Here is a 20673-nt window from a genome sequence, read left to right as displayed (position 1 = left end):
AAAAGCCAGCAGGTAACACCGTGTAAAAATAATTGCTTGGTTCTTGTCTACTTGGAAAATCCTACGGATTTTCCGCTGGCAAGTTTCTATTTACTAAATTAGTGCTTAAACGCGCCACTAATATTATACGTAACCGTTAAACGAACCACTCCAAAAAAAACACCTAAAATACGCTAAAAAAAACATCAAACAGGTGTATTAGGGATTGCAGTCCTTCGACTGGGCTCAGGATAAACTCATCCTATTGTTTTCTTTTAAGATAAAAATAAGTTTATAACTTTATTATGGATTTGTAGGCTTCCCCTATTTAGAACTGTTTAATTTTCCAAAACTTCTATAAAGTTATCCTTTTTAAGTTTAATATTATTAGCCTTGTTGGAATTAAGTTTTGCATATTTTATTGGTGATATTTTTCCTAAGCTATCATGTGGCCTGTGATGATTATAATCTTTCATCCATATTTGTGTTTGTTCTCTGACTTGGTCTATGTTCTCAAAGATATATTTATTAAGAACCCCTCTTCGATAAGATCCATTGAATCGTTCTATAAAAGCATTTTGAGTAGGCTTACCTGGTTGTATGTACTTAAATTCAATATTATGCATGGTACTCCATCCATATGTAATCTTAGCTATAAATTCAGGACCATTATCCATTCTTATTTTTTTTGGTTTGCCTTTTCGATTTATCAAATGATTGAGCACCCATACAATGCGGTTGCTCGTTAATGAAAAGTCTATTTCTATGTGCAATGCCTCCCTATTATAATCATCAATGATATTAAAGGCTCTAAATCGTCTTTTATTCTCCAACACGTCGGTTACAAAATCCATGCTCCATGTGTGATTTTGTTCTACAGGTATTTCTAAGGGTTCGAGTATTCTTGCTGGTAAGCGTTTCTTGACTTTTCGCCTTAAAGGAAGACCTAATGCTTTATAAACACGATAGACACGTTTATGATTCCACAATTCACCTTCTTCACGCAAACGACCATAAGCTTTCCAAAACCCCTCTTCAGGTCGTTGGACAGCCTTTTCTTGTAAAGCTTTTTCAATCTCAGAATCATCTTTGGCTAAAGGTTGGTAATAATAAACACTTTTACTCATATTCAAAACACGGCACGCCCTACTGATGCCGTAACGAGCAAGTTCTTTACTTATACTGCGTTTAAGGCAGGGCTTCAAAACTTTTTTTCAATGATCTCTTTGGCCATTTGATGGTCTAATGCTAAAGTGGCATACATCTGTTTTAGTTTACGGTTTTCGTCTTCCAGCTCCTTGATCCGTTTTAACTCTTTGCCATTCATGCCAGCATATCGTTCTCGCCATTTATAAAATGCAGAGGAACTAACGCCATGTTCTCGCGTAATCTGTTCAACACTCTTGCCTGTGTCAAACTCCTTTAAAATCTTTGCTATCTGTTGCGGACTAAATTTACTTTTTCTCATAATACTGTTTAAAATTAATAATTATTTTACACTTTTAAACAGTTCGGTTTTTGGGGGAGCTTACAGATTCCTTCCCGATAATTATCGGGATGCGCAGGAATGACAAAACAAAAAATAAAGTGTAACGCCCAACTTCTCAATACGATTCCGAAAAAAATCGGAATCACTCTAAGTAACCTCATTAATTTTTTAATATATAATTAAGATGAGTGGCTTTATAGGAAGCACAAAACTATCTATCTTTGTGCTTTCACAAAATTAATAGAGCTTTTGCGATATTTTATAGAACTTTCTTATAATGGTAGTGCGTATCATGGTTGGCAAAATCAACCCGATGCTATTTCTGTACAAGAGGTTTTAGAAAAAGCATTGTCTGTGTTATTGAAAGCACCTATTTCTATCATGGGAGCAGGTCGCACAGATACAGGCGTGCACGCTAAACAAATGTTTGCGCATTTTGATTATGATGGTGATTTTGATGCCACTCAATTAGTTTTTAAACTGAATTCTTTTTTACCAAAAGATATTGCTATTCACGATGTATTTAAAGTGAAAGATGATGCCCATACGCGATTTGACGCTATGAGTAGAACGTATTTATACCGGGTAACCTTAAAGAAGAATGTGTTTTCTGTTGATAATGTACTTTACGTAAAGCAGAATTTAGACGTTGATAAAATGAAAGCAGCTGCTAAAATTTTATTTCAGTATAAAGATTTTCAATGCTTTTCGAAAAGTAATACCGATGTTAAAACATATTTTTGTGATATTATGAAAGCGGAGTGGGTTTTAGTTGGTGATGAACTTCAATTTACAATTCAAGCAAATCGGTTTTTGCGTAATATGGTGCGGGCCATTGTGGGAACGATGATTAATATTGGTTTAGGTAAAATAGAAGTGAATGATTTGCATGCTATTATCAAATCTAAAAACAGGAGTGAAGCTGGATTTTCAGTGCCAGCACATGCTTTATATTTAACTGAAGTTGAATACCCAAAGACTATAAAAATATAATGACAAAAGAGAAGGAAAGCATATTAGATGTTAAATTGTTTAAGCGTCTTTTTCAATACATTAAGCCTTATAAAGGTGTGTTTTTCGGACTTCTTATTCTGGTGGTTTTATTGGCTATTTTTAGTTCGGCAACACCTTATATTACAAAATATGCTATAGACGAAAGTATTGAAACTAAAATATCAACGGATTTTCTGTTTTATGTTGTTTTAATGTTTGTGGTTTTAATTCTGCAAACCGTGTTTCAATTGTTGTTTATTTATTATGCAGCTTGGTTGGGGCAAAATTTGGTTATGGATGTGCGTGTCAAACTGTTCAATCATTTATTGCGTTTTAAAATGAAGTATTACGACAATTCTTCGGTTGGGGTTTTAATTACCAGAGCTGTAACCGACATGGAACGTATTGCCGATATTTTTGGACAAGGTTTATTCATGATTGTTAGAGATTTGTTAGCCATGGTTGTTGTATTCGGAGTAATGATTTATATCAATTGGCGATTAAGCTTAATTGTATTTCTCATGCTTCCCTTGTTATTATATGCAACACGGATTTTTCAGAAGTATATGAAACGGGCTTTTGAAGAGGTAAGAAATGAAGTCTCTAATTTAAATTCTTTTGTGCAAGAGCGTATTACGGGAATGAAAATTTTACAGCTGTTTACGCGTGAAACTATCGAATATAAAAAATTTAAAACTATAAACGAGCGTCATAAAAAAGGCTGGTTAAAAACGGTTTGGTATAACTCTATTTTCTTCCCTTTAGCCGATTTAGTGTCGTCAATTAGTATTGGTTTAGTCGCTTGGTATGGCGGTTTAAATGTGGTTTTAGATGGTGCGGTTTCTCAAGGTGATTTAATTGCTTTTATTATGTTTATCCCAATGTTGTTTAGACCATTAAGGCAAATAGCCGATAAGTTTAATACGCTTCAAATGGGTATGGTGGCTGCAAACAGAGTGTTTAAAGTTATAGATACCACTTCGCAAATAGATGATACAGGAACTTATGTAGCTGAGGGTTTTAAAGGTGATATAAAGTTTGATAAAGTCTATTTTAGTTATGTAGACGATGAAGAAGTTTTAAAAGGGATTTCGTTTGAAGTAAACGCAGGAGATACCGTTGCTATTGTTGGTGCTACAGGTGCTGGAAAATCGACTATTATTAATTTATTAAATCGTTTTTATGAAATTAAAGATGGTGTGATTTCGGTTGATGGTATTGACATTAAAGATGTTACTTTGTCGTCTTTACGCACACAAATTGCTGTGGTTTTACAAGATGTCTTTTTGTTTGCCGATACTATTTTGAATAACATTACACTTAATCATCCTGAAATAACTGAAGCGCAAGTGCAACAAGCAGCTAAAGATATTGGCATACATGATTTTATTATGAGTTTGCCAAATGGTTATCATTATAATGTAAAAGAACGCGGTGTGATGTTGTCTTCCGGACAACGACAGCTTATTTCTTTCTTACGTGCATATGTTACAAATCCGAGTATTTTGGTGCTTGATGAGGCGACGTCTTCGGTAGATTCATACTCTGAACAACTTATTCAAAATGCTACCGATAAAATAACCAAGGGAAGAACGTCTATTGTTATTGCGCATCGATTGGCGACAATAAAAAAGGCTGATAAAATTATAGTAATGGATTCTGGAGATATTGTAGAACAGGGAACTCACGAAGAATTACTTAAAAAGAAAGATGGTTATTACAAAAATCTGTATGAAGTACAGTTTTTACAAGAAGAAGTTATTTAAGTTAAATCTTTTTTAATCATGGCATTAAGGTCGTTTGTGTCTTCAAAAACCACAAATTCTCCATCTTTAAAATAAGAAATATGTCCTGTTTCTTCACTAACAACTAGTGCTAAGGCATCTGTTTTTTCGGTAACACCAATAGCGGCTCTATGGCGTAAACCAAAACGTTGTGGAATGTTTTTTTCATTATTTACAGGTAGAATAACACGAGTTGCTTTTACAATATTATCATTTATTATAATAGCGCCATCGTGTAATGGACTGTTTTTAAAAAAGATGCTTTCGATAATAGGCTGGGTGACTTTGATATTCATTTCATCACCAGATTCAGATAAAAAATCCAAATTATTATTACGTTCAAAAACAATTAAAGCACCAGTTTTAGACATCGACATTTTATTACAAGCAGAAATAATAGCATCAACATCAGTTTTATCACTAGTTTCGGTTTTTAAAAATTTAAGTTGCTTTAAAAATTTACGACGTCTATTAAAATTGGTAGAACCAACCATAAGTAAAAACTTCCTAATTTCTGGCTGAAAAACAACTATTAAGGCGATGATACCTACTTTCATAAAACCACCAAAAATACCTGTAAGAAGCTCCATGTTTAGGAATTCTGTGAGTTTCCAAACTAGGTAAATAATAATAATACCTATAAAAATGTTGATGGCTACGGTGCCTTTAACCAGTTTGTAGATGTAGTAGAGTAGAAGTGCTACTAGAAAAACATCTACATAATCTATAAATTCAAATTTTAAAAGGTCATTAAAAATTTCCAATGGTAAGGGGTTTTTGTAAATTTAGTGAAATATGGTTAATTAATAAATGAATTCTTTTACATCAATTTGAATGTTCTTTAAATTTAGATCCATTAGTTTAGATTTTATATATATGTAGTCTTTAAACAAAAGAGATTTATTGAAGTTTAGATATACCGTAGATTTAATAAATGTGTTATTTTTTTCAATTAGGTTTATAAAATGTTCTTTATCTGTTTTAATTTTTAAATCAGGAGATTTAGAAAAGGTTATTCTAACTTCATTATTAGGCTTGAAATCAATATTTGTAATATTTAAATCAAATTCTACAGCTTCTGAAACTTTATATAAATATTCTGAAGCTTTACCATTTAAATACTTTGTGTTTGTAAACTCAATAAAGCCTAAATTTTTTTTACTCGTATCATTACAAGTATAATAGTTTTTAGCATCTTTATTTTTATGACTTGAGTTTTTCTTTTTCTCTTGTAAAAATTGAATATGAGGAATCACTTGCTTTAGTGTTAAACGTTTATCAACGTTCACCAACCAATTGGTTGTGCTAATTAGGTTTTTTCTGTTGAGTTCAACACTATCTTTTTTAGTTTCATCATAAAACAAATAGGCAGCAGAAACATCGTTTATTTCAGAAATATCGGAGTGACTTATTTCAGGCAATTGAATTACTTTTTCTTTTCCACATGAAAAAATAAAAAGTGCAGTGAACAGTAATAAATAATATCTCATTTTTTTTATTAACGACTTAAAGATTCTACTAATTTAATACATTCTATAGCTTCTTTTACATCATGCACGCGTAAAATAGAAGCTCCTTTTTGCAATGCAATGGTATTTAAAATAGAGGTGCCGTTTAAGGCTTCATTAGCAGTAGTTTTTAACTTCTTGTATATCATAGATTTTCTAGAAACACCTACAAGTAAAGGCTTTTCAATCATGTTAAAAAGTTCCAGTTTGTTTAGTAGTTCATAATTCTGTTCTAAAGTTTTTGCAAATCCAAAACCAGGATCTATAATAATATCAATAATCCCTAATGCTCTAGCTACTGATAGTCTTTCAGAAAAATAGAATAGTATATCTTTTACTAGGTTATCATAACTAGTTTGTTGCTGCATGTTTTGTGGCGTACCACGCATGTGCATCATAATATAAGGCACTTGCAGGTCTGCTATAGTTCGCAACATATTGTCATCTAAATTTCCAGCAGAAATATCGTTAATCATGCAAGCTCCTGCTTCAATACATTGTTTTGCAACATGGCTTCTAAAGGTATCAATAGAGATGAGTGTTTCAGGAAATTCTTTTAAAATTAAATTTACAATAGGACGTATTCTGCTTAATTCTTCAGCTTCACTAACATGGTCTGCATTTGGTTTAGAACTGTATGCGCCAATATCGATAAAAGTAGCCCCTTCATTCAACATTTTTTCAACATGAAGTAGTATTTCTTTTTCGTTTTTATGGATACCACCATCAAAAAAAGAGTCGGGTGTAATGTTTAGAATACCCATCACTTTTGGTGATGATAAATCTATAAGTTTTCCTTTGCAATTTATAGTCATATACTAAGTTTTAGCTACAAATACACGAATGATTTTTTTAATATTAATGTATTTGAAACTTTTAAAAATGATGTAAAAATAAATATTTGTGAATTCGTGGCAACATTTAAAAACTAAACTTAAAAGTTTGTAGATGAAACTTTGAACTTTCTAATTATTTATGCGAAATTTACACAAAATTCAATTTATTTATGCAAGATACTTCAAAACAATACGATGCCGTTATAGATACCTGTAAAAGTTTGTTTGTTAAAAAAATGAGTGATTACGGTAGTGCATGGAGAATACTACGTTTACCATCACTTACCGACCAAATTTTTATAAAAGCACAACGTATTAGAAGTTTGCAACAAAATGATGTTAGAAAGATAGATGAAGGAGAAGCAAGCGAGTTTATTGGTATTATAAATTATTGCATAATGGCTTTAATTCAATTAGAAAAAGGCGTTGTAGATCAACCTGATTTATCAACAGAAGAAGCTAAAGAATTGTATGAAAAGCATATAGCTATTACCAAACAATTGATGGAAGATAAAAACCATGATTATGGTGAGGCTTGGAGAGATATGCGAGTAAGTAGTTTAACCGATTTAATTTTGCAAAAATTACTACGTGTAAAACAAATTGAAGATAATAAAGGAAAAACACTTGTAAGTGAAGGTATTGATGCTAATTATCAAGATATGATTAATTATGCCATTTTTGCTTTAATTCATTTAAACGAAAAATAGCTGTCATTCCTGTGTAGGCAGGAATCCACATTATAAAAATTAAGTTTCAATTAAAAGATTCCTGCCTTCCCAGGAATAACAAAAAAATATGAAATACATCGTAAACATATCAAGAATTTTAGTCGGCGTTCTGTTTATTTTTTCTGGATTTATAAAACTGAATGACCCATTGGGGTTTTCATATAAACTTCAAGAATATTTTAGTCAAGATGTATTAAATATTCCTTTTTTAGAGCCTTATGCTTTAATGATTTCTGTTTTAGTCGTAGTTTTTGAAGTAGTTTTAGGCGCCTTTTTACTTATTGGCTATAAACCCAAATTTACCGTTTGGAGCTTGTTAGGAATGATTGTCTTTTTTACATTTTTAACCTTTTATGCAGCTTATTTCGATAAAGTTAAAGACTGTGGTTGCTTTGGCGATTTTTTAAAGTTAACACCATGGCAAAGTTTTACAAAGGATGTTGTTCTATTGTTTTTTATACTCATCTTGTTTTTTGGACAGAAACATATCAAGCCCTTATTTAGTAAACTTCCAACAACAGTTTTGGCGTTGCTTAGTTTCATTATTAGTTTGTGGTTTGGTTACCATGTTTTGATGCATTTACCAACTATCGATTTTAGAGCTTATAAAATAGGAGCTAATATTAAAGAAGGTATGAGTATTCCAGAAGATGCAGCGAAACCTATTGTAGAATATTATTGGAAATTTAAAGTAGATGGTGAAGAAAAAATATTTACTACAAATGGATCATATCCTTCAGTAGAAGGTGATTTTATTGGTGTTGATACAAAGGTTATCGATGAAGGCTATCATCCGCCAATTTATGATTTTTCAATAGAAAATAATGAAGGTGAGGATTTTACCGAACAGTTTTTATCTGAAGAAAATCTTATAGTTGTCGTTTCTTATAGTTTAGAACATATTGAACGTGAAGGCGCTTTAAAGTTAAGAGCATTACAAAAAGATGCTATTAAAAATAATTATAAAATTATAGGTTTAACAGCATCGGGTGAAGATGCTAAGCAACGTATTAATGAAGCTTATAATATCGACTTCGAATGGTATTTATGTGATGAAAAAGCCCTGAAAACCGTTGTGCGTTCAAACCCTGGGATTTTAGAATTGGATAAAGGAACCGTTAAGCAAAAAGTACATTGGAATGATATTGATGACTTGGAACTTTAGTTTTAAGTTATAGTTTCCAGCTAAACAAATAAACGTATCAACAAATAAACTATTTGATAAATTACCTTCTAAATAAAATCATTTACGCCTTACTCACATTATTTGGGGTAGTAACCGTTATATTTTTATTATTCAATGTTCTTCCAGGAGATCCAGCTCAAATGATGCTGGGGCAAAATGAAGATAGTGAACAATTAGCACTTGTAAAGCATAAATACGGATTCGACAAACCCATTAGAACACAGTATTTATATTATATAAATGATTTGTCACCTATTTCATTTCACTCAAAAGATGCTGGTAATTATACGTTTTTAAAAGAAAATAAGTATCAAGCTATAAAATTAGTTTCTATAGGGAATACAACAACTGTTTTAAAATTTCCATACTTACGCGAGTCGTTTACAAAACAAGGTAAAAAGGTAAGTCAGGTTTTAGCAGAAACCTTGCCTAACACATTTGTATTAGCAGTTTCAGCCATTATCATAGCCATACTTTTAGGAGTCTTTTTGGGTATTATTTCAGCACTTTACAAAGATAAATGGCTCGATAAAGTGATACAAATTTTAAGTACGTTTGGTATGAGTGTGCCATCCTTTTTTAGTGCCATTTTATTTGCTTGGTTTTTTGGATTCATCTTGCATGAATACACACATTTAGAAATGACAGGAAGCCTTTATGAATTAGACGATTTTGGAGAAGCCATGCATATTAAATGGAAAAACTTAATATTACCAGCTGTGGTTTTAGGTATTCGTCCCTTAGCGGTTGTTATTCAACTCATGCGTAATTCGTTATTAGAAGTTTTTAATCAAGATTATATAAGAACGGCCAGAGCAAAAGGGTTGAGCGAATTTCAAATTATAAAAAGGCATGCCGTTAAAAATGCTTTAAATCCTGTTGTTACAGCCATTTCGGGATGGTTTGCTTCTATGCTAGCTGGCGCTGTTTTTGTAGAATATATTTTTGGATGGAATGGCTTAGGAAAAGAAATAGTTAACGCCTTAAATACATTAGATTTACCCGTAATAATGGGGGCTGTTTTAATAATAGCAACCATGTTTGTAATTATAAATATTTTTGTTGACTTAGTTTATGTTTGGTTAGATCCAAAAGTTAAACTAGAATAATTTTGCATTTCCGTACAGTCGGAAATCTCATTACAAAAAATTCATGAAAAAAATAATAGTCCTATTCGTTATATTTTTAACTGTTTTAAGCTGTAAATCAAAAGATGCTCCAACAAAGTTTTCTCAAGAAGCTTTAAACGATACATTCGTAACTTTAGATGGTAATTCAATTGCTTTTAAAGATATTTTAGAAACTCATAAAGACAAAACCATTCTTATTGATATTTGGGCGTCTTGGTGTAGCGATTGTCTTAAAGGGATGAAAAAAGTAAAAGTGTTACAAGCAAATTATCCAGATGTTGCTTATGTGTTTTTGTCGTTAGATAGAGGCAAGGAAGCTTGGAGAAAAGGCATCAAAAAGTATCATGTAGAAGGCGATCATTATTATATGCCTTCTGGAAAAAAATGTGATTTTGCAGATTTTGTAAATATAAGCTGGATTCCTAGATATATGCTAATAAATAAAGCTGGCGAAATCGTTGTATTTAATGTTATTGAAGCTGATGATAATAAGTTAATAGAAGCATTAAAAAAATAACTATTTTTGCATATCAAAATAAGGAACAACAAATTTTAAATAAATATACTCCTCTCTTTTTAAGAGGTTAACACAACATTATGAGAAAAAATATTGTAGCCGGAAACTGGAAAATGAATAATGATTTAGTGCAAACAGCATCATTATTAAACGATTTACAAGCTAAAGAAAAAACATCAAATGCAGAAGTTATGGTCGCACCAACGTTTACCAACTTATACCTTGCATACGAAACATTAAAAACTTCAAGTATCGAGGTTATTGCACAAAACATGCATTTTGCAGAAAGCGGTGCTTATACTGGAGAAATTAGCGCAAGCATGCTTAAAAGCGTAGGCATTAAAACGGTTATTTTAGGACATAGTGAGCGTCGTGAATATTTTAATGAAACAGATGAGTCTTTGGCTAAAAAAGTAGATACCGCATTAGCTCATGATTTACGTGTTATTTTTTGTTTTGGTGAAGTACTGGCTGATAGAAAATCAGACAATCAAGAAGCCGTTGTAGAAAGTCAAATAAGCAATGCCTTATTTCATTTAAATGCCGATGCTTTTAAAAACATAGTGTTAGCATACGAACCAGTTTGGGCAATTGGTACAGGCGAAACAGCAAGTCCAGAACAAGCTCAAGATATGCATGCATTTATTAGAAAAACATTAGCCACTAAATATGGTAGCGATGTTGCTAACAGTGTGTCTATTCTTTATGGAGGAAGTTGTAAACCAGGAAATGCCAAAGAAATTTTCTCTAAACCAGATGTAGATGGTGGTTTAATTGGTGGTGCTGCACTTAATGCAGACGACTTTTTTGCTATAGTAAACGCATTTTAAGTAAATAATAATCTAATAATATTTTGGGCGTTACCCCGATAAACATCGGGGTCGCGCTTTTCAATACAATCTTTTTATTCGTACCTCACAAAAAGGATTTTCATTACAATCGCTAACGCAGGCTTATCATCTAAGACTATTAATAAAACCAGCTATGTCAAATACTATTTATATAGGTTATTATTTTAAAGTACAACCACTTCAACCGGCAGTCGAAATTTTAATTGCAGAATTAGGTTATGCAGGTTTTGAAAGTTTTGTTGAAAATGAAGATGGCGTTACCGCATACATTCAAAAAGATGAATGGAACGAAAATATTCTTGATGATATTCAAATTTTAAATTCAGACGAGTTTGAAATTACCTATACGTTTGAAGACATAGAACAAACCAATTGGAATGAAGAATGGGAAAAGAATTTTAATCCCATTGTAGTTGATGATATGTGTTCTGTACGTGCACCTTTTCATGAAAAACCAAATACTCAATATGATATTGTTATAGAGCCAAAAATGAGTTTTGGTACAGGACATCATGAAACCACGCATATGATGATTCAGCATATTTTAAAGAATGATTTAAAAGATAAATCGGTTTTAGATATGGGTTGTGGTACAGGTGTTTTAGCCATATTAGCAGAAATAAAAGGAGCGAAACCTATTGATGCGGTAGATTATGATAATTGGTGTTATTTAAATAGTTTAGAAAATGTAGAACGTAATAAGAGTAATCACATCACAGTTATAGAAGGCGATGCTAGTGTTTTAGAAGGAAAGAAATACGATGTAATTATAGCTAATATTAATCGTAATATTCTTTTACAAGACATGAAAACCTATGCTACTTGTTTAAACGAAAATGGCATGTTATTTTTAAGTGGTTTTTATAATGATGATATACCAATCATTAAAAATGAATGTGAAAAATATATGTTAAATTTTCAAGAAAAATTAGAAAGAAACAATTGGGTATCGTTAAAATTTTTAAATTAGTAGTATCATTAATCCTCAAAAGATTAAAATTATTATGAGTACAAGAGAAAAAACATCAGAAGAATTACTACTCAAAGAAGAGGTTTTAGCTCAAAACGAAATCGTTTTGCACAACGATGATGTTAATACGTTCGATCATGTTATAGAAACGCTTATCTATGCATGCGAGCATACTTCAGAACAAGCAGAACAATGTGCTATTCTTGTTCATTACAAAGGGAAATGTACGGTTAAAACAGGTTTATACGACGATTTAGAACCGCGTTGCACCATGTTACTAGATGCAGGTTTAAGTGCAGAAATTATTTAGTCATTTTTCCAATAGTACAACTCACAAAAGATTTTGCTTTTGTTGTTAAAGCATTCCTTTCTCCAACAACAGGATATCCTATTTTATTTAATAAATTTTTAGCTTCTAGAATATTAGAGTCGTTTTTGTAAAAGAAAGTTACTGTACTAATTTCTGTTTCAACCGAAACTTTATCAATACCATCAATATTAGTTAATTTATTAAGAATGGTAGTTGCACATCCATTACATTTAAAATTCTGTATTTCAAAAGTTGTTTTCATGTGTTTATAATTATTGTTTTTTATCGGTCACATGTAGCATTCATTTAATCATTTCCTTGGATATCGAAAATTTAGTTATGAATGTTTTTATGAGTTCATTTTTTTGTTCTACAAGTATTGATTCCGAAAGGTTTATACAACGGGCAAAAACCAATAAAACTTGTTAGTAAAAATATAATAGCCAATGCCATTAAAATATAAGCTAAAGTACCTTGAATAATATCAAAGTAATAAAGAAGTGCAATTCCTATAGCTATAATAACTCTTATAGCTTTGTCTGTGGTTCCCATGTTTTTTTTCATCTGTTTATCATTTTAATAAAGTTGTTACAATGTTGTAGGGCAAACATAATTAGAGGTTGGTGTATCTGTGTTTTTAATAGCGACAAATCCACCAGATATATCTACTAAATTATTAAAACCTCTCGCTTTTAAAATAGATGCAGCAATAACAGAGCGGTATCCACCTGCACAATGCAAATAATATGTTTTGTTTTTATCAATAGTGTGCATGTTATCGTTAATATAGTCTAAAGCGAAGTGTTGCACTTTATCACCTACTACATGTTCAGATTTGTATTCACCATCTTTTCTAACATCAAGTGTATTAATTGCTTCATTTTTAAAACGATTAGAAAATTCTTTAGCAGAAATAGATTCAAGCGTTTCAATATCTTTTCCAGCGTCTTTCCAAGCATTTATACCGCCTTTTAAGTATCCTAAAGTATTATCATAACCAACACGAGACAATCGTGTGATCGTTTCTTTTTCTTTTCCTTCAGGAGATACTAATAAGATAGGCTGTTTTAAATCGGTGATTAAAGCGCCTACCCAAGGCGCAAAAGCACCATAAATACCAATAAAAATAGAGTTTGGTATATGACTTTTTATAAAATCTTCTTCTTTTCTAACATCTAAAACTAAGGCGATTTCTTGATTTGCAATAGCTTCAAATTCTTCAGGATTTAATGCATTATCTCCTTTTTTTAAAATAGTTTCAAATGCATCATAGCCAGATTTATTCATCATAGCATTTTTAGCAAAGTATTGCGGGGGAGGAGGCATACCTTCTAAGACTTCTTTTATAAATTCATCACGAGTCATATCAGCTCGTAACGCATAGTTTGTCTTTTTCTGATCTCCTAAAACACCAACCGTTTCTTTGCTTAAGTTTTTACCACAGGCAGACCCAGCACCATGAGCTGGATATACTATAACATCATCAGGTAAGGTCATTACCTTATTACGTAAAGAATCAAATAACATACCTGCTAAATCTTCTTTATTAAGGTCAGATTTAATGGCTAAATCTGGTCTCCCAACATCACCTAAAAAAAGAGTGTCGCCAGAAAAAATCGCATGCTTATTGCCATTTTCATCAATGAGTAAAAAAGTAGAAGATTCTAGTGTATGTCCAGGTGTATGAAGGACTTTAATGATAATATTACCAATTTTGAATTCTTCATTATCTTTTGCAAAATAAGCTTCGTAGTTTGTTTCTGCACCAGGTCCAAAAACAATAGTCGCTCCCGTTTTTTTTGCTAGATCGATATGACCTGAAACAAAATCGGCATGAAAATGCGTTTCAAAAATGTATTTAATTTTAGCGTGTTCTTTATTAGCTTTATCTACATATTGTTGTGTTTCTCGCAATGGATCTATAATCGCTACTTCGCCATTAGATTCAATGTAATACGCTCCTTGCGCTAAACAGCCTGTATAAATTTGTTCTATTTTCATTTCTATGATGATTTCAAATGTACTAATCCTGAATGGTAAATTTTGTGACTTTTGTCACATTCAAATTAGTTAATTTCTTTATAAATAATATATATAGCTATGAGTAATGTGAAAACTCCAAAGCTTTTTTTTAGTTTTTCTCCAGTTATAAATTTTGAAAAAAAGACGCCTAATACTATTCCTATGACAGCTATTAGTGTGAATGATAATAAGAAGATCCACTCAATGTCTAAGGTTTGAACATCGCCTAAAAAGCCTATTAAGGAATTTATTGTCACTATTATAAGTGATGTTCCTACGGCTTTTTTCATTGGAATATTAGCCCAAAACACCAAAGCAGGAACATATAAAAAACCTCCACCAGCACCAACTAGACCTGTAATAGTTCCTATTATTATACCTTGTATAAACGTTTTGTAGTAAGGCTGTTTGGTTGAGTTTTGTTCTGATTCTTTTCTTTTTTTTATCATCGAAATTGAAGCCAAAAGCATGATGATTGCGAAAAAAACCATGATAGCCATATCTTTAGTAAGCGAATAATTTCCAAAAGATATTATGGTGTCTGGAATGCTAGGAACTAAATATCGCCTTGATAAATAAACCGCCATAAATGAAGGGAAAGAAAAAGCGAATCCTGTTTTGAAATCGACTAGTCCTTTTTTGTGTTTTTGGTACGTGCCTACCATGGATGAGGCTCCAACAACAAATAATGAGTATGCTGTTGCTACAACTGGATTGTATCCAAGAAGGTATACTAACAATGGAACTGTTAATATAGAACCACCGCCTCCAATAAGTCCTAAAACTAACCCAACTACTAAAGCACCAATATATCCTAGAAGTTGTGTGTTTTCCATGTTAATGGGGGAGTTTGTGTTTTAAAACGCCGTAAATGAAGGTTCCTATAATAGCTGCTGCAATTACAATGAGCATGCTAGACACACCAGAACCTAATAATATGTACATGGGGCCTGGACAAGCACCAATAAGCGCCCAGCCTAATCCAAAAATAATACCACCAATTATATATTGAGTAAAGCCTTTTTCTTTTTTTGGAACAAAGATATCAGCTCCTATAATACTTTTAAAATGACCTTTCTTTGAGATTTGTAAAAACAAAATACCAGATGCTATTGCAGTACCAATAATTCCATACATGTGAAATGATTGAAATCTAAACATTTCATATATGCGATACCATGATACGGCTTCAGATTTTACTAAAACAATTCCGAATATAATACCTACTAATAAAAATTTTAAATGTTTCATAATTAAAATATTAGGGGTAAAATAAAATTGGCCATAATTAATCCTCCTATAAAGAAACCAATTACTGCAATTAATGATGGTTTTTGTAAACTACTTAATCCAGCAATGGCGTGCCCCGAAGTACATCCATTTGCGTAACGTGTTCCAAAACCAACTAAAAATCCTCCAATCACCAATATGACTAGTTTTTTTGGAGAAGCTAATGATTCTAAACTAAATATTTCATTTGGTACTAAGGATGCACCAGAGTTTTTAAATCCCATGTTTTGCAGTTCTGCAATAGTTGTCGGGTTTAAATCTGTAATACTATCATTAGATAAATAATGAGTTGCAATGTACCCTCCAATAATAGCGCCTAATACAACTACTAAATTCCATGACTGCTCTTTCCAATTAAATTTAAAAAAATCAGAAAACTTTCCTGCCCCAACAATGGTACACATCGTTTTTAAATTGGATGACATGCCGAATGTTTTTCCAAAGTAAAGTAACAATGCCATAATAAGCGAAATAAGAGGCCCAGATATATACCAAGGCCAAGGATTTAAAATATATTCCATGGTTAGATTTTATTGAATAAGCAAAAGTAAACTCAACCACACCTCTCTTATGTAACAATTGTTACTTAAACGGATAGGATTTCTATTTTATTTCTGCCTAGTTTTATTTTATTTTCGTTTTCTAGTTGTTTAAGAATTCTAGATATCACAACGCGAGACGTATGCATATCTTCGGCAATATCTTGATGCTTAACTAATAATGTTTTTGAAGCATTAAGAACCGCTTTATTACTTAGGTATTTGTATAGACGTTCATCCATTTTCATAAAAGCAATATTGTCTATAGCTTCTAACATTTCATCAAAACGAGTTTGATAACTTCTTAATATGAAATTTCTCCAGCTTTCGTTATTTTGAAACCATTGATGCATTTGATCAACAGGAATCATGATGAGGCTCGTATCCTTTTCAGCAACAGCTCTAATTTTACTTTTTGAAGTATCCATGCAGCACGTAAGTGACATGGTACAAGTTTCACCCGCTTCTAAAAAGTAAATAAGTAATTCATTGCCTTCACTATCTTCTCTTAGAATTTTAATATCACCATTTAATAAAAGAGGAATGAAATTTAAAGGTTGATTGATATCAATTATAATTTCGTTCTTTTTGAAGTTTTTGAATATGCCTTTTTCGAAAATTTCATTAATTAAATTTTCGTCTAAAGTGCTACCGAATTTTTGTAGTAATATATCGTAATTCATATATCAAAAATAACAATTTAAAAATTGATTTAATTATTTGGTGAAGTTTTAATAAAAATACTATATTTGCACCCACAAAAATGGCCTCGTGGCGCAACTGAATAGCGCACTTGATTACGGCTCAAGAGGTTACTGGTTTGAATCCAGTCGAGGTCACATCGCTAAAACCCTAGTTATCTAGGGTTTTTTTGTTTTAATACTTTTTATTTATTTCAAAACACTTGCTTTTTATACTAATTAGTACTGAAATGGTATTAATAACGCACGTAAAATGCACATAATTTGAAAGCTTCTATTAAACTTATTGTTACTGAAAAACTAACTAAAAATGGGTTTCCTCTATATGTGTAGCTAGTTCATTTAAAGAAACGTACTAAAATTTGTATTGGACATACTTTTTTAGAGCATTGGAATAAACAGAATAATGAAATTTTTTTCTGTCAATTTATTTGTAAATTTGACTAATAAGCTCTTTATAAGTGGTCGGTTTTCTCCCCAAAAGATTTTCTAAAGAGTTATTTTGTAATTCTAATTCGCCATTGGCTTGAGCGACAGAAAACGCAGCAAAGATTCCGATATACTCGTCTGGAACACCTGATTCTTTTAAAGTGGTTTTAAATTCATCAGGGGTAGGAGATTGATAGGTGACTTTTTTTCCTGTAACTTCTGAAATGTATTTTGCCACATCCTCATAGGTATTGGTTACGGGATTTGTTAGTGGATACACTTTGTTTTTGTGTCCTTCTGTAGTTAATACATTTGCTGCGACTTCAGCTAATTCAGATCTCAATACAGCACTTGATTTACCATTTTTTGCTGGTTGCACTATCACTTCATTTTGAATTACGTCACCTACAAACATTGGTAATAAATCAAGATATAATGCGTTTTGTAAAATGGTATAAGGTATGCCACTTTCTTTAATCCAATTTTCTGTTTTAAGGTGTGTGTTTTGCAAAAAGTCAATAGCAGAGTTTTTTACTTCTGTATTTCTTATAAAAGATGTATAAACTAAATGTCTTACATCTGCTTCCTTAGCAGCGGTTACAATATTTTTGTGTTGAATTTCACGAGTTTCAATTTCACTTCCTGATATAAATAATAATTTATCAACTCCATTAAATTCTTTTATCAAAGCGTTGTAATCATTATAATTTCCAATTCTTATTTCTATACCTTTTTCCTTTAAGTCAACTGCTTTGTTTTCATTTCTTACTAATGCAGATATTTCTGATGGGTTTACTCCGTTGTTAAGTAGAAAATCTATTGCTTTTCTACCAAATTCACCTGTTGCTCCAGTTACTAAAATCATATTTAAAACTTTTTATTGTTAATAATACTGCAAATATATTATCTTTGATATACAAAATATAGTAAGTAGTAAAAAAGTATTACTATACAAAAGTATAGTTAGGTATTATGAATGATGATATAGCAGAACTTAAGAAATGTCCACGACAATATGTATTGGCAATTAACGATACCTTAAACGTAGTAAGTGGTAAATGGAAATTACCCATTATTGCTTCTCTACTTTATGGAAAGAGGAGATATAAAGATATTCAAGAGAACATAGATAAAATAACCCCTAGGATGTTGTCTAAGGAGTTGAAGGATTTGGAGTTAAACGGTGTTGTAAAGCGTACAGTATTTGATACGACTCCTGTGTTAATTGAATATACTTTAACGGCAACAGGCGAAAAAATTATTAATGTTTTAGATGCAATGGTCGATTGGGGAGTAGAGCATAGAAATTCTGTTATTTCTTAATTGTAGATAAAGTATTTGTATAGCTTAAGCTAACTTTTATTAATAAGGTTTTAAATTTAAGTGTAATTTCTTGAAGTTTTAAGGACTTGAGATTTCGTTAGTGCATGTAAATGCCAATGTATAACTTTGGTTGGGTGGTTTGTTTAAATGTCATATCTTAATTGTTTTGATTAACTTTTAAAGATACTAGGTTTTTAGCTTTTTCATGGATGCTAAAAATAATGCGACTTGATATAAAGCACAATTTTTTTTCTATATTTACTAGGTTGCCAAATCTTGTTGATTGGCTTTGAGGAACCAAAGAAACAAAAAGCATCAGCTTGTTACGTTTTCGAAAATCTGTCGATTTTCTTTCCACAGTAATCCTTGTCAAAACTGTTAACAGTAAATTATATAACATATTAACCAAAAAGAACCGCGTATCATGGACACCACTAACACAAATCAAATTAATCCTTCTAAAATAATGCAAATTGGAATGGGGTTTTTTGCCTCAAAAACGCTACTCTCAGCTGTCAACATGGAGCTGTTTACTCATCTTGCCAATGGAGCATTATCAGGAGAAGACATTCAAAATAAATTAGGGTTAAATGAAAGATCGCTATTTGACTTTCTTGACGCTTTAGTGGCATTAGGATTTTTGCAGCGTTCTGGATTAAAAGAGAATGCCTTATATAGTAATTCAGACGATTCAGATCTGTTTTTAGATAAAAATAAACTAAGTTACATAGGAGGAATTTTAGAAATGTCAAACAATAGGTTGTATCCTTTCTGGAATGACTTAGAAGAGTGTCTAAAAACTGGCAAACCACAGAATGAGACTAAAAATGCAGGTAAACCCCTATTTGAAGCTATTTACGCAAATGAAGATAGGCTAAGGGAGTTTATACATGGGATGGGAGGTGTTCAATCTGGGAACTTTATGAAACTAGCTCATGATTTTGATTTTTCGAAATATAATACCCTTTGTGATGTTGGGGGCTCAGGTGCTAATCTTTCGATACATATTGCAAAAAATAACAGCCACATGAAATGTATTTCTTTTGACCTTCCCCCAGTTGGTCCAATTGCAAAGGAAAATGTGGATGCTTTAGGATTAAGTGATAGAATAGAGATTGTTTCAGGAGATTTTTTTGTTGATGATTTACCAAAGGCAGACGTCATTACAATGGGGAATATTCTTCATGACTGGGGTTCTGAAGACAAAGTAATGTTAATAAAAAAAGCTTATGATGCCTTACCTGAAGGAGGAGCACTTATTGTTATCGAAAATATTATTGATGATGAAAGAAACAAGAATGTTTTCGGATTATTGATGTCACTAAACATGGCTATCGAAACAGATCAAGGTTTTGATTTTACAGCCTCTAACTTTGATCAATGGGCAAAAGAAGCAGGGTTTAATGAAACTGGTGTCATACCGTTAACTGGTCCATCAAGTGCTGTTATTGCTATCAAGTAAAATATTTTGCTAATACTAAATAAAGAGTATTAAAACGCCTTTTATTCAGTATTAGCAAACATTTAAAATAAATTATTTCAAAATGAACCAAATATACATTTACGTAATCTAAAATTAACTGTTAGTACAAGCTTACCTACTTAAACCTGAAGCAATGCATTATAGCAGGTGTTGGTTTTTAGAGCTTTTGTCAGTTTAATTTTAATTTTTTGCTCTTTCCGATAAATAAATACAAGATTGAACCTAAAATCGGAAGAAGTATGACTACTAAAACCCAAATAATCTTATCATTTTTCTCGAACTTATTTTTTAAAACGTCAATTAAGCAATAAATCCAAAGTCCAATTGAAACAAGAAGTAAAGCTTGCCAAATAAAAAGCCCTAAAGAGAAGTCTTCCGTAATTTTGCTATCCATGTTTTTTGCTTTTAATCAGCGATTCTAATTTCGCATTAAGTTCCATTTTTATATTCGATTCTGCAAACAAGCTAAAAAGCCTGCTGTGATTTTCATTCCGCCTTTGAATGATAATTTAGTTTTTCGGTTGTGATTTCATCTAGAATTTTCAGTTTAAAAGGTTCTGAATACCGTCTGATTACTTTGTCATTTCTATACATAATGTTTA

At 31.6% G+C, this 20673-nt stretch carries 24 protein-coding genes and 1 tRNA gene; 12 read left to right on the top strand and 13 right to left on the bottom strand.

The window, feature by feature from the left end:
- Window positions 1-317: 317 nt before the first annotated feature.
- Window positions 318-1447, bottom strand: a protein-coding gene (locus RHP49_01780) for an IS3 family transposase (GenBank protein WNH12994.1) whose coding sequence is annotated in 2 segments (ribosomal slippage) — window positions 318-1186 and window positions 1186-1447 — 1131 coding nt in all. Because the reading frame shifts where the segments join, the coding sequence is not laid out codon by codon here.
- Window positions 1448-1717: 270 nt separating this feature from the next.
- Between RHP49_01780 and truA the strand changes: the two genes are divergently transcribed.
- Window positions 1718-2461, top strand: a complete 744-nt coding sequence (gene truA / locus RHP49_01775; GenBank protein ID WNH12993.1) for a tRNA pseudouridine(38-40) synthase TruA — start codon at window positions 1718-1720, stop codon at window positions 2459-2461.
- Entirely contained in the window at window positions 2461-4227 is a 1767-nt protein-coding gene (locus RHP49_01770; GenBank protein ID WNH12992.1) for an ABC transporter ATP-binding protein, read from the top strand. The genes truA and RHP49_01770 overlap by 1 nt, the downstream gene beginning before the upstream one ends.
- Here the strand turns inward: RHP49_01770 and cdaA are convergent.
- Genes cdaA through folP form a run of 3 tightly spaced genes read right to left on the bottom strand, consistent with a single transcriptional unit; the run spans window position 4224 to window position 6568 of the window.
- Window positions 4224-5009, bottom strand: a complete 786-nt coding sequence (cdaA, locus tag RHP49_01765; GenBank protein WNH12991.1) for a diadenylate cyclase CdaA — start codon at window positions 5007-5009, stop codon at window positions 4224-4226. The two genes, RHP49_01770 and cdaA, sit on opposite strands and share 4 nt — an antisense overlap.
- A gap of 39 nt (window positions 5010-5048) precedes the next feature.
- Window positions 5049-5735: a hypothetical protein gene (locus RHP49_01760; GenBank protein ID WNH12990.1), complete on the bottom strand. Its 687-nt coding sequence runs from the start codon at window positions 5733-5735 to the stop codon at window positions 5049-5051.
- Window positions 5736-5743: 8 nt separating this feature from the next.
- Complete coding sequence (folP, locus tag RHP49_01755) at window positions 5744-6568, bottom strand: dihydropteroate synthase (protein WNH12989.1); 825 nt, start codon at window positions 6566-6568, stop codon at window positions 5744-5746.
- Window positions 6569-6759: 191 nt separating this feature from the next.
- Between folP and RHP49_01750 the strand changes: the two genes are divergently transcribed.
- The 7 genes from RHP49_01750 (at window position 6760) to RHP49_01720 (ending at window position 12284) form a co-directional block, all read left to right on the top strand.
- The gene (locus tag RHP49_01750) at window positions 6760-7299 is read left to right on the top strand and encodes a DUF1599 domain-containing protein (GenBank protein ID WNH12988.1); all 540 of its coding nucleotides are present in this window, start codon (window positions 6760-6762) and stop codon (window positions 7297-7299) included.
- Between the two features lie 88 nt (window positions 7300-7387).
- A complete protein-coding gene (locus RHP49_01745; protein ID WNH12987.1) occupies window positions 7388-8485 on the top strand; it encodes a DoxX family membrane protein in 1098 nt (365 codons plus the stop codon).
- 53 nt (window positions 8486-8538) lie between these two features.
- The gene (locus tag RHP49_01740) at window positions 8539-9615 is read left to right on the top strand and encodes an ABC transporter permease (protein ID WNH12986.1); all 1077 of its coding nucleotides are present in this window, start codon (window positions 8539-8541) and stop codon (window positions 9613-9615) included.
- Window positions 9616-9658: 43 nt separating this feature from the next.
- Window positions 9659-10153: a TlpA disulfide reductase family protein gene (locus RHP49_01735; protein WNH12985.1), complete on the top strand. Its 495-nt coding sequence runs from the start codon at window positions 9659-9661 to the stop codon at window positions 10151-10153.
- Between the two features lie 80 nt (window positions 10154-10233).
- On the top strand, window positions 10234-10983 hold the full coding sequence (gene tpiA / locus RHP49_01730; protein WNH12984.1) for a triose-phosphate isomerase: 750 nt from the start codon (window positions 10234-10236) through the stop codon (window positions 10981-10983).
- A 154-nt stretch (window positions 10984-11137) separates the two neighbouring features.
- Window positions 11138-11974, top strand: a complete 837-nt coding sequence (gene prmA / locus RHP49_01725; GenBank protein ID WNH12983.1) for a 50S ribosomal protein L11 methyltransferase — start codon at window positions 11138-11140, stop codon at window positions 11972-11974.
- A gap of 34 nt (window positions 11975-12008) precedes the next feature.
- Window positions 12009-12284 (top strand): ATP-dependent Clp protease adaptor ClpS, encoded by a 276-nt coding sequence (locus RHP49_01720; GenBank protein ID WNH12982.1) that lies wholly within the window; start codon window positions 12009-12011, stop codon window positions 12282-12284.
- Here RHP49_01720 and RHP49_01715 read toward each other — a convergent pair.
- From RHP49_01715 to RHP49_01685, 7 genes are all read right to left on the bottom strand, one after another.
- Complete coding sequence (locus tag RHP49_01715) at window positions 12277-12546, bottom strand: heavy-metal-associated domain-containing protein (protein WNH12981.1); 270 nt, start codon at window positions 12544-12546, stop codon at window positions 12277-12279. The two genes, RHP49_01720 and RHP49_01715, sit on opposite strands and share 8 nt — an antisense overlap.
- Before the next feature lie 95 nt (window positions 12547-12641).
- Window positions 12642-12848, bottom strand: a complete 207-nt coding sequence (locus RHP49_01710) for a DUF2892 domain-containing protein (GenBank protein WNH12980.1) — start codon at window positions 12846-12848, stop codon at window positions 12642-12644.
- Window positions 12849-12872: 24 nt separating this feature from the next.
- Window positions 12873-14285: an MBL fold metallo-hydrolase gene (locus RHP49_01705; GenBank protein ID WNH12979.1), complete on the bottom strand. Its 1413-nt coding sequence runs from the start codon at window positions 14283-14285 to the stop codon at window positions 12873-12875.
- Window positions 14286-14350: 65 nt separating this feature from the next.
- Window positions 14351-15142 (bottom strand): sulfite exporter TauE/SafE family protein, encoded by a 792-nt coding sequence (locus tag RHP49_01700; protein ID WNH12978.1) that lies wholly within the window; start codon window positions 15140-15142, stop codon window positions 14351-14353.
- 1 nt (window position 15143) lies between these two features.
- The gene (locus RHP49_01695; protein WNH12977.1) at window positions 15144-15557 is read right to left on the bottom strand and encodes a YeeE/YedE thiosulfate transporter family protein; all 414 of its coding nucleotides are present in this window, start codon (window positions 15555-15557) and stop codon (window positions 15144-15146) included.
- A gap of 2 nt (window positions 15558-15559) precedes the next feature.
- Window positions 15560-16117 (bottom strand): YeeE/YedE thiosulfate transporter family protein, encoded by a 558-nt coding sequence (locus tag RHP49_01690; GenBank protein ID WNH12976.1) that lies wholly within the window; start codon window positions 16115-16117, stop codon window positions 15560-15562.
- Between the two features lie 65 nt (window positions 16118-16182).
- On the bottom strand, window positions 16183-16818 hold the full coding sequence (locus tag RHP49_01685; protein WNH12975.1) for a Crp/Fnr family transcriptional regulator: 636 nt from the start codon (window positions 16816-16818) through the stop codon (window positions 16183-16185).
- Window positions 16819-16900: 82 nt separating this feature from the next.
- Between RHP49_01685 and RHP49_01680 the strand changes: the two genes are divergently transcribed.
- A tRNA-Arg gene (locus tag RHP49_01680) sits at window positions 16901-16974 on the top strand.
- 289 nt (window positions 16975-17263) lie between these two features.
- Here RHP49_01680 and RHP49_01675 read toward each other — a convergent pair.
- Window positions 17264-18130, bottom strand: coding sequence for an SDR family oxidoreductase (locus tag RHP49_01675; GenBank protein WNH12974.1), 867 nt, complete (start codon window positions 18128-18130; stop codon window positions 17264-17266).
- A 155-nt stretch (window positions 18131-18285) separates the two neighbouring features.
- Between RHP49_01675 and RHP49_01670 the strand changes: the two genes are divergently transcribed.
- Together RHP49_01670 and RHP49_01665 are read left to right on the top strand one after the other, a co-directional pair.
- On the top strand, window positions 18286-18588 hold the full coding sequence (locus RHP49_01670; GenBank protein ID WNH12973.1) for a helix-turn-helix domain-containing protein: 303 nt from the start codon (window positions 18286-18288) through the stop codon (window positions 18586-18588).
- 424 nt (window positions 18589-19012) lie between these two features.
- Window positions 19013-20050 carry a methyltransferase gene (locus RHP49_01665; GenBank protein WNH12972.1) on the top strand — a complete coding sequence of 346 codons (1038 nt, stop codon included), beginning with the start codon at window positions 19013-19015 and terminating at the stop codon, window positions 20048-20050.
- Window positions 20051-20240: 190 nt separating this feature from the next.
- Here RHP49_01665 and RHP49_01660 read toward each other — a convergent pair whose 3' ends face one another.
- Window positions 20241-20465, bottom strand: coding sequence for a PLD nuclease N-terminal domain-containing protein (locus tag RHP49_01660; protein WNH12971.1), 225 nt, complete (start codon window positions 20463-20465; stop codon window positions 20241-20243).
- Between the last annotated feature and the right edge of the window lie 208 nt (window positions 20466-20673).

Source organism: Flavobacteriaceae bacterium HL-DH10 (genome assembly GCA_031826515.1).
Classification (GTDB): domain Bacteria; phylum Bacteroidota; class Bacteroidia; order Flavobacteriales; family Flavobacteriaceae; genus Thalassobellus; species Thalassobellus suaedae.
This window is presented reverse-complemented; position numbering and strand designations above follow the sequence as displayed.

Coding starts and splice junctions, on each gene's coding strand:
- RHP49_01660 (WNH12971.1), bottom strand. CDS start 20,465: ATGGATAGCAAAATTACGGAAGACTTCTCTTTAGGGCTTTTTATTTGG.
- RHP49_01665 (WNH12972.1), top strand. CDS start 19,013: ATGGACACCACTAACACAAATCAAATTAATCCTTCTAAAATAATGCAA.
- RHP49_01710 (WNH12980.1), bottom strand. CDS start 12,848: ATGAAAAAAAACATGGGAACCACAGACAAAGCTATAAGAGTTATTATA.
- RHP49_01745 (WNH12987.1), top strand. CDS start 7,388: ATGAAATACATCGTAAACATATCAAGAATTTTAGTCGGCGTTCTGTTT.
- RHP49_01770 (WNH12992.1), top strand. CDS start 2,461: ATGACAAAAGAGAAGGAAAGCATATTAGATGTTAAATTGTTTAAGCGT.
- RHP49_01695 (WNH12977.1), bottom strand. CDS start 15,557: ATGAAACATTTAAAATTTTTATTAGTAGGTATTATATTCGGAATTGTT.
- RHP49_01720 (WNH12982.1), top strand. CDS start 12,009: ATGAGTACAAGAGAAAAAACATCAGAAGAATTACTACTCAAAGAAGAG.
- RHP49_01700 (WNH12978.1), bottom strand. CDS start 15,142: ATGGAAAACACACAACTTCTAGGATATATTGGTGCTTTAGTAGTTGGG.
- RHP49_01735 (WNH12985.1), top strand. CDS start 9,659: ATGAAAAAAATAATAGTCCTATTCGTTATATTTTTAACTGTTTTAAGC.
- RHP49_01685 (WNH12975.1), bottom strand. CDS start 16,818: ATGAATTACGATATATTACTACAAAAATTCGGTAGCACTTTAGACGAA.
- RHP49_01750 (WNH12988.1), top strand. CDS start 6,760: ATGCAAGATACTTCAAAACAATACGATGCCGTTATAGATACCTGTAAA.
- RHP49_01690 (WNH12976.1), bottom strand. CDS start 16,117: ATGGAATATATTTTAAATCCTTGGCCTTGGTATATATCTGGGCCTCTT.
- RHP49_01715 (WNH12981.1), bottom strand. CDS start 12,546: ATGAAAACAACTTTTGAAATACAGAATTTTAAATGTAATGGATGTGCA.
- RHP49_01760 (WNH12990.1), bottom strand. CDS start 5,735: ATGAGATATTATTTATTACTGTTCACTGCACTTTTTATTTTTTCATGT.
- RHP49_01675 (WNH12974.1), bottom strand. CDS start 18,130: ATGATTTTAGTAACTGGAGCAACAGGTGAATTTGGTAGAAAAGCAATA.
- tpiA (WNH12984.1), top strand. CDS start 10,234: ATGAGAAAAAATATTGTAGCCGGAAACTGGAAAATGAATAATGATTTA.
- RHP49_01705 (WNH12979.1), bottom strand. CDS start 14,285: ATGAAAATAGAACAAATTTATACAGGCTGTTTAGCGCAAGGAGCGTAT.
- folP (WNH12989.1), bottom strand. CDS start 6,568: ATGACTATAAATTGCAAAGGAAAACTTATAGATTTATCATCACCAAAA.
- prmA (WNH12983.1), top strand. CDS start 11,138: ATGTCAAATACTATTTATATAGGTTATTATTTTAAAGTACAACCACTT.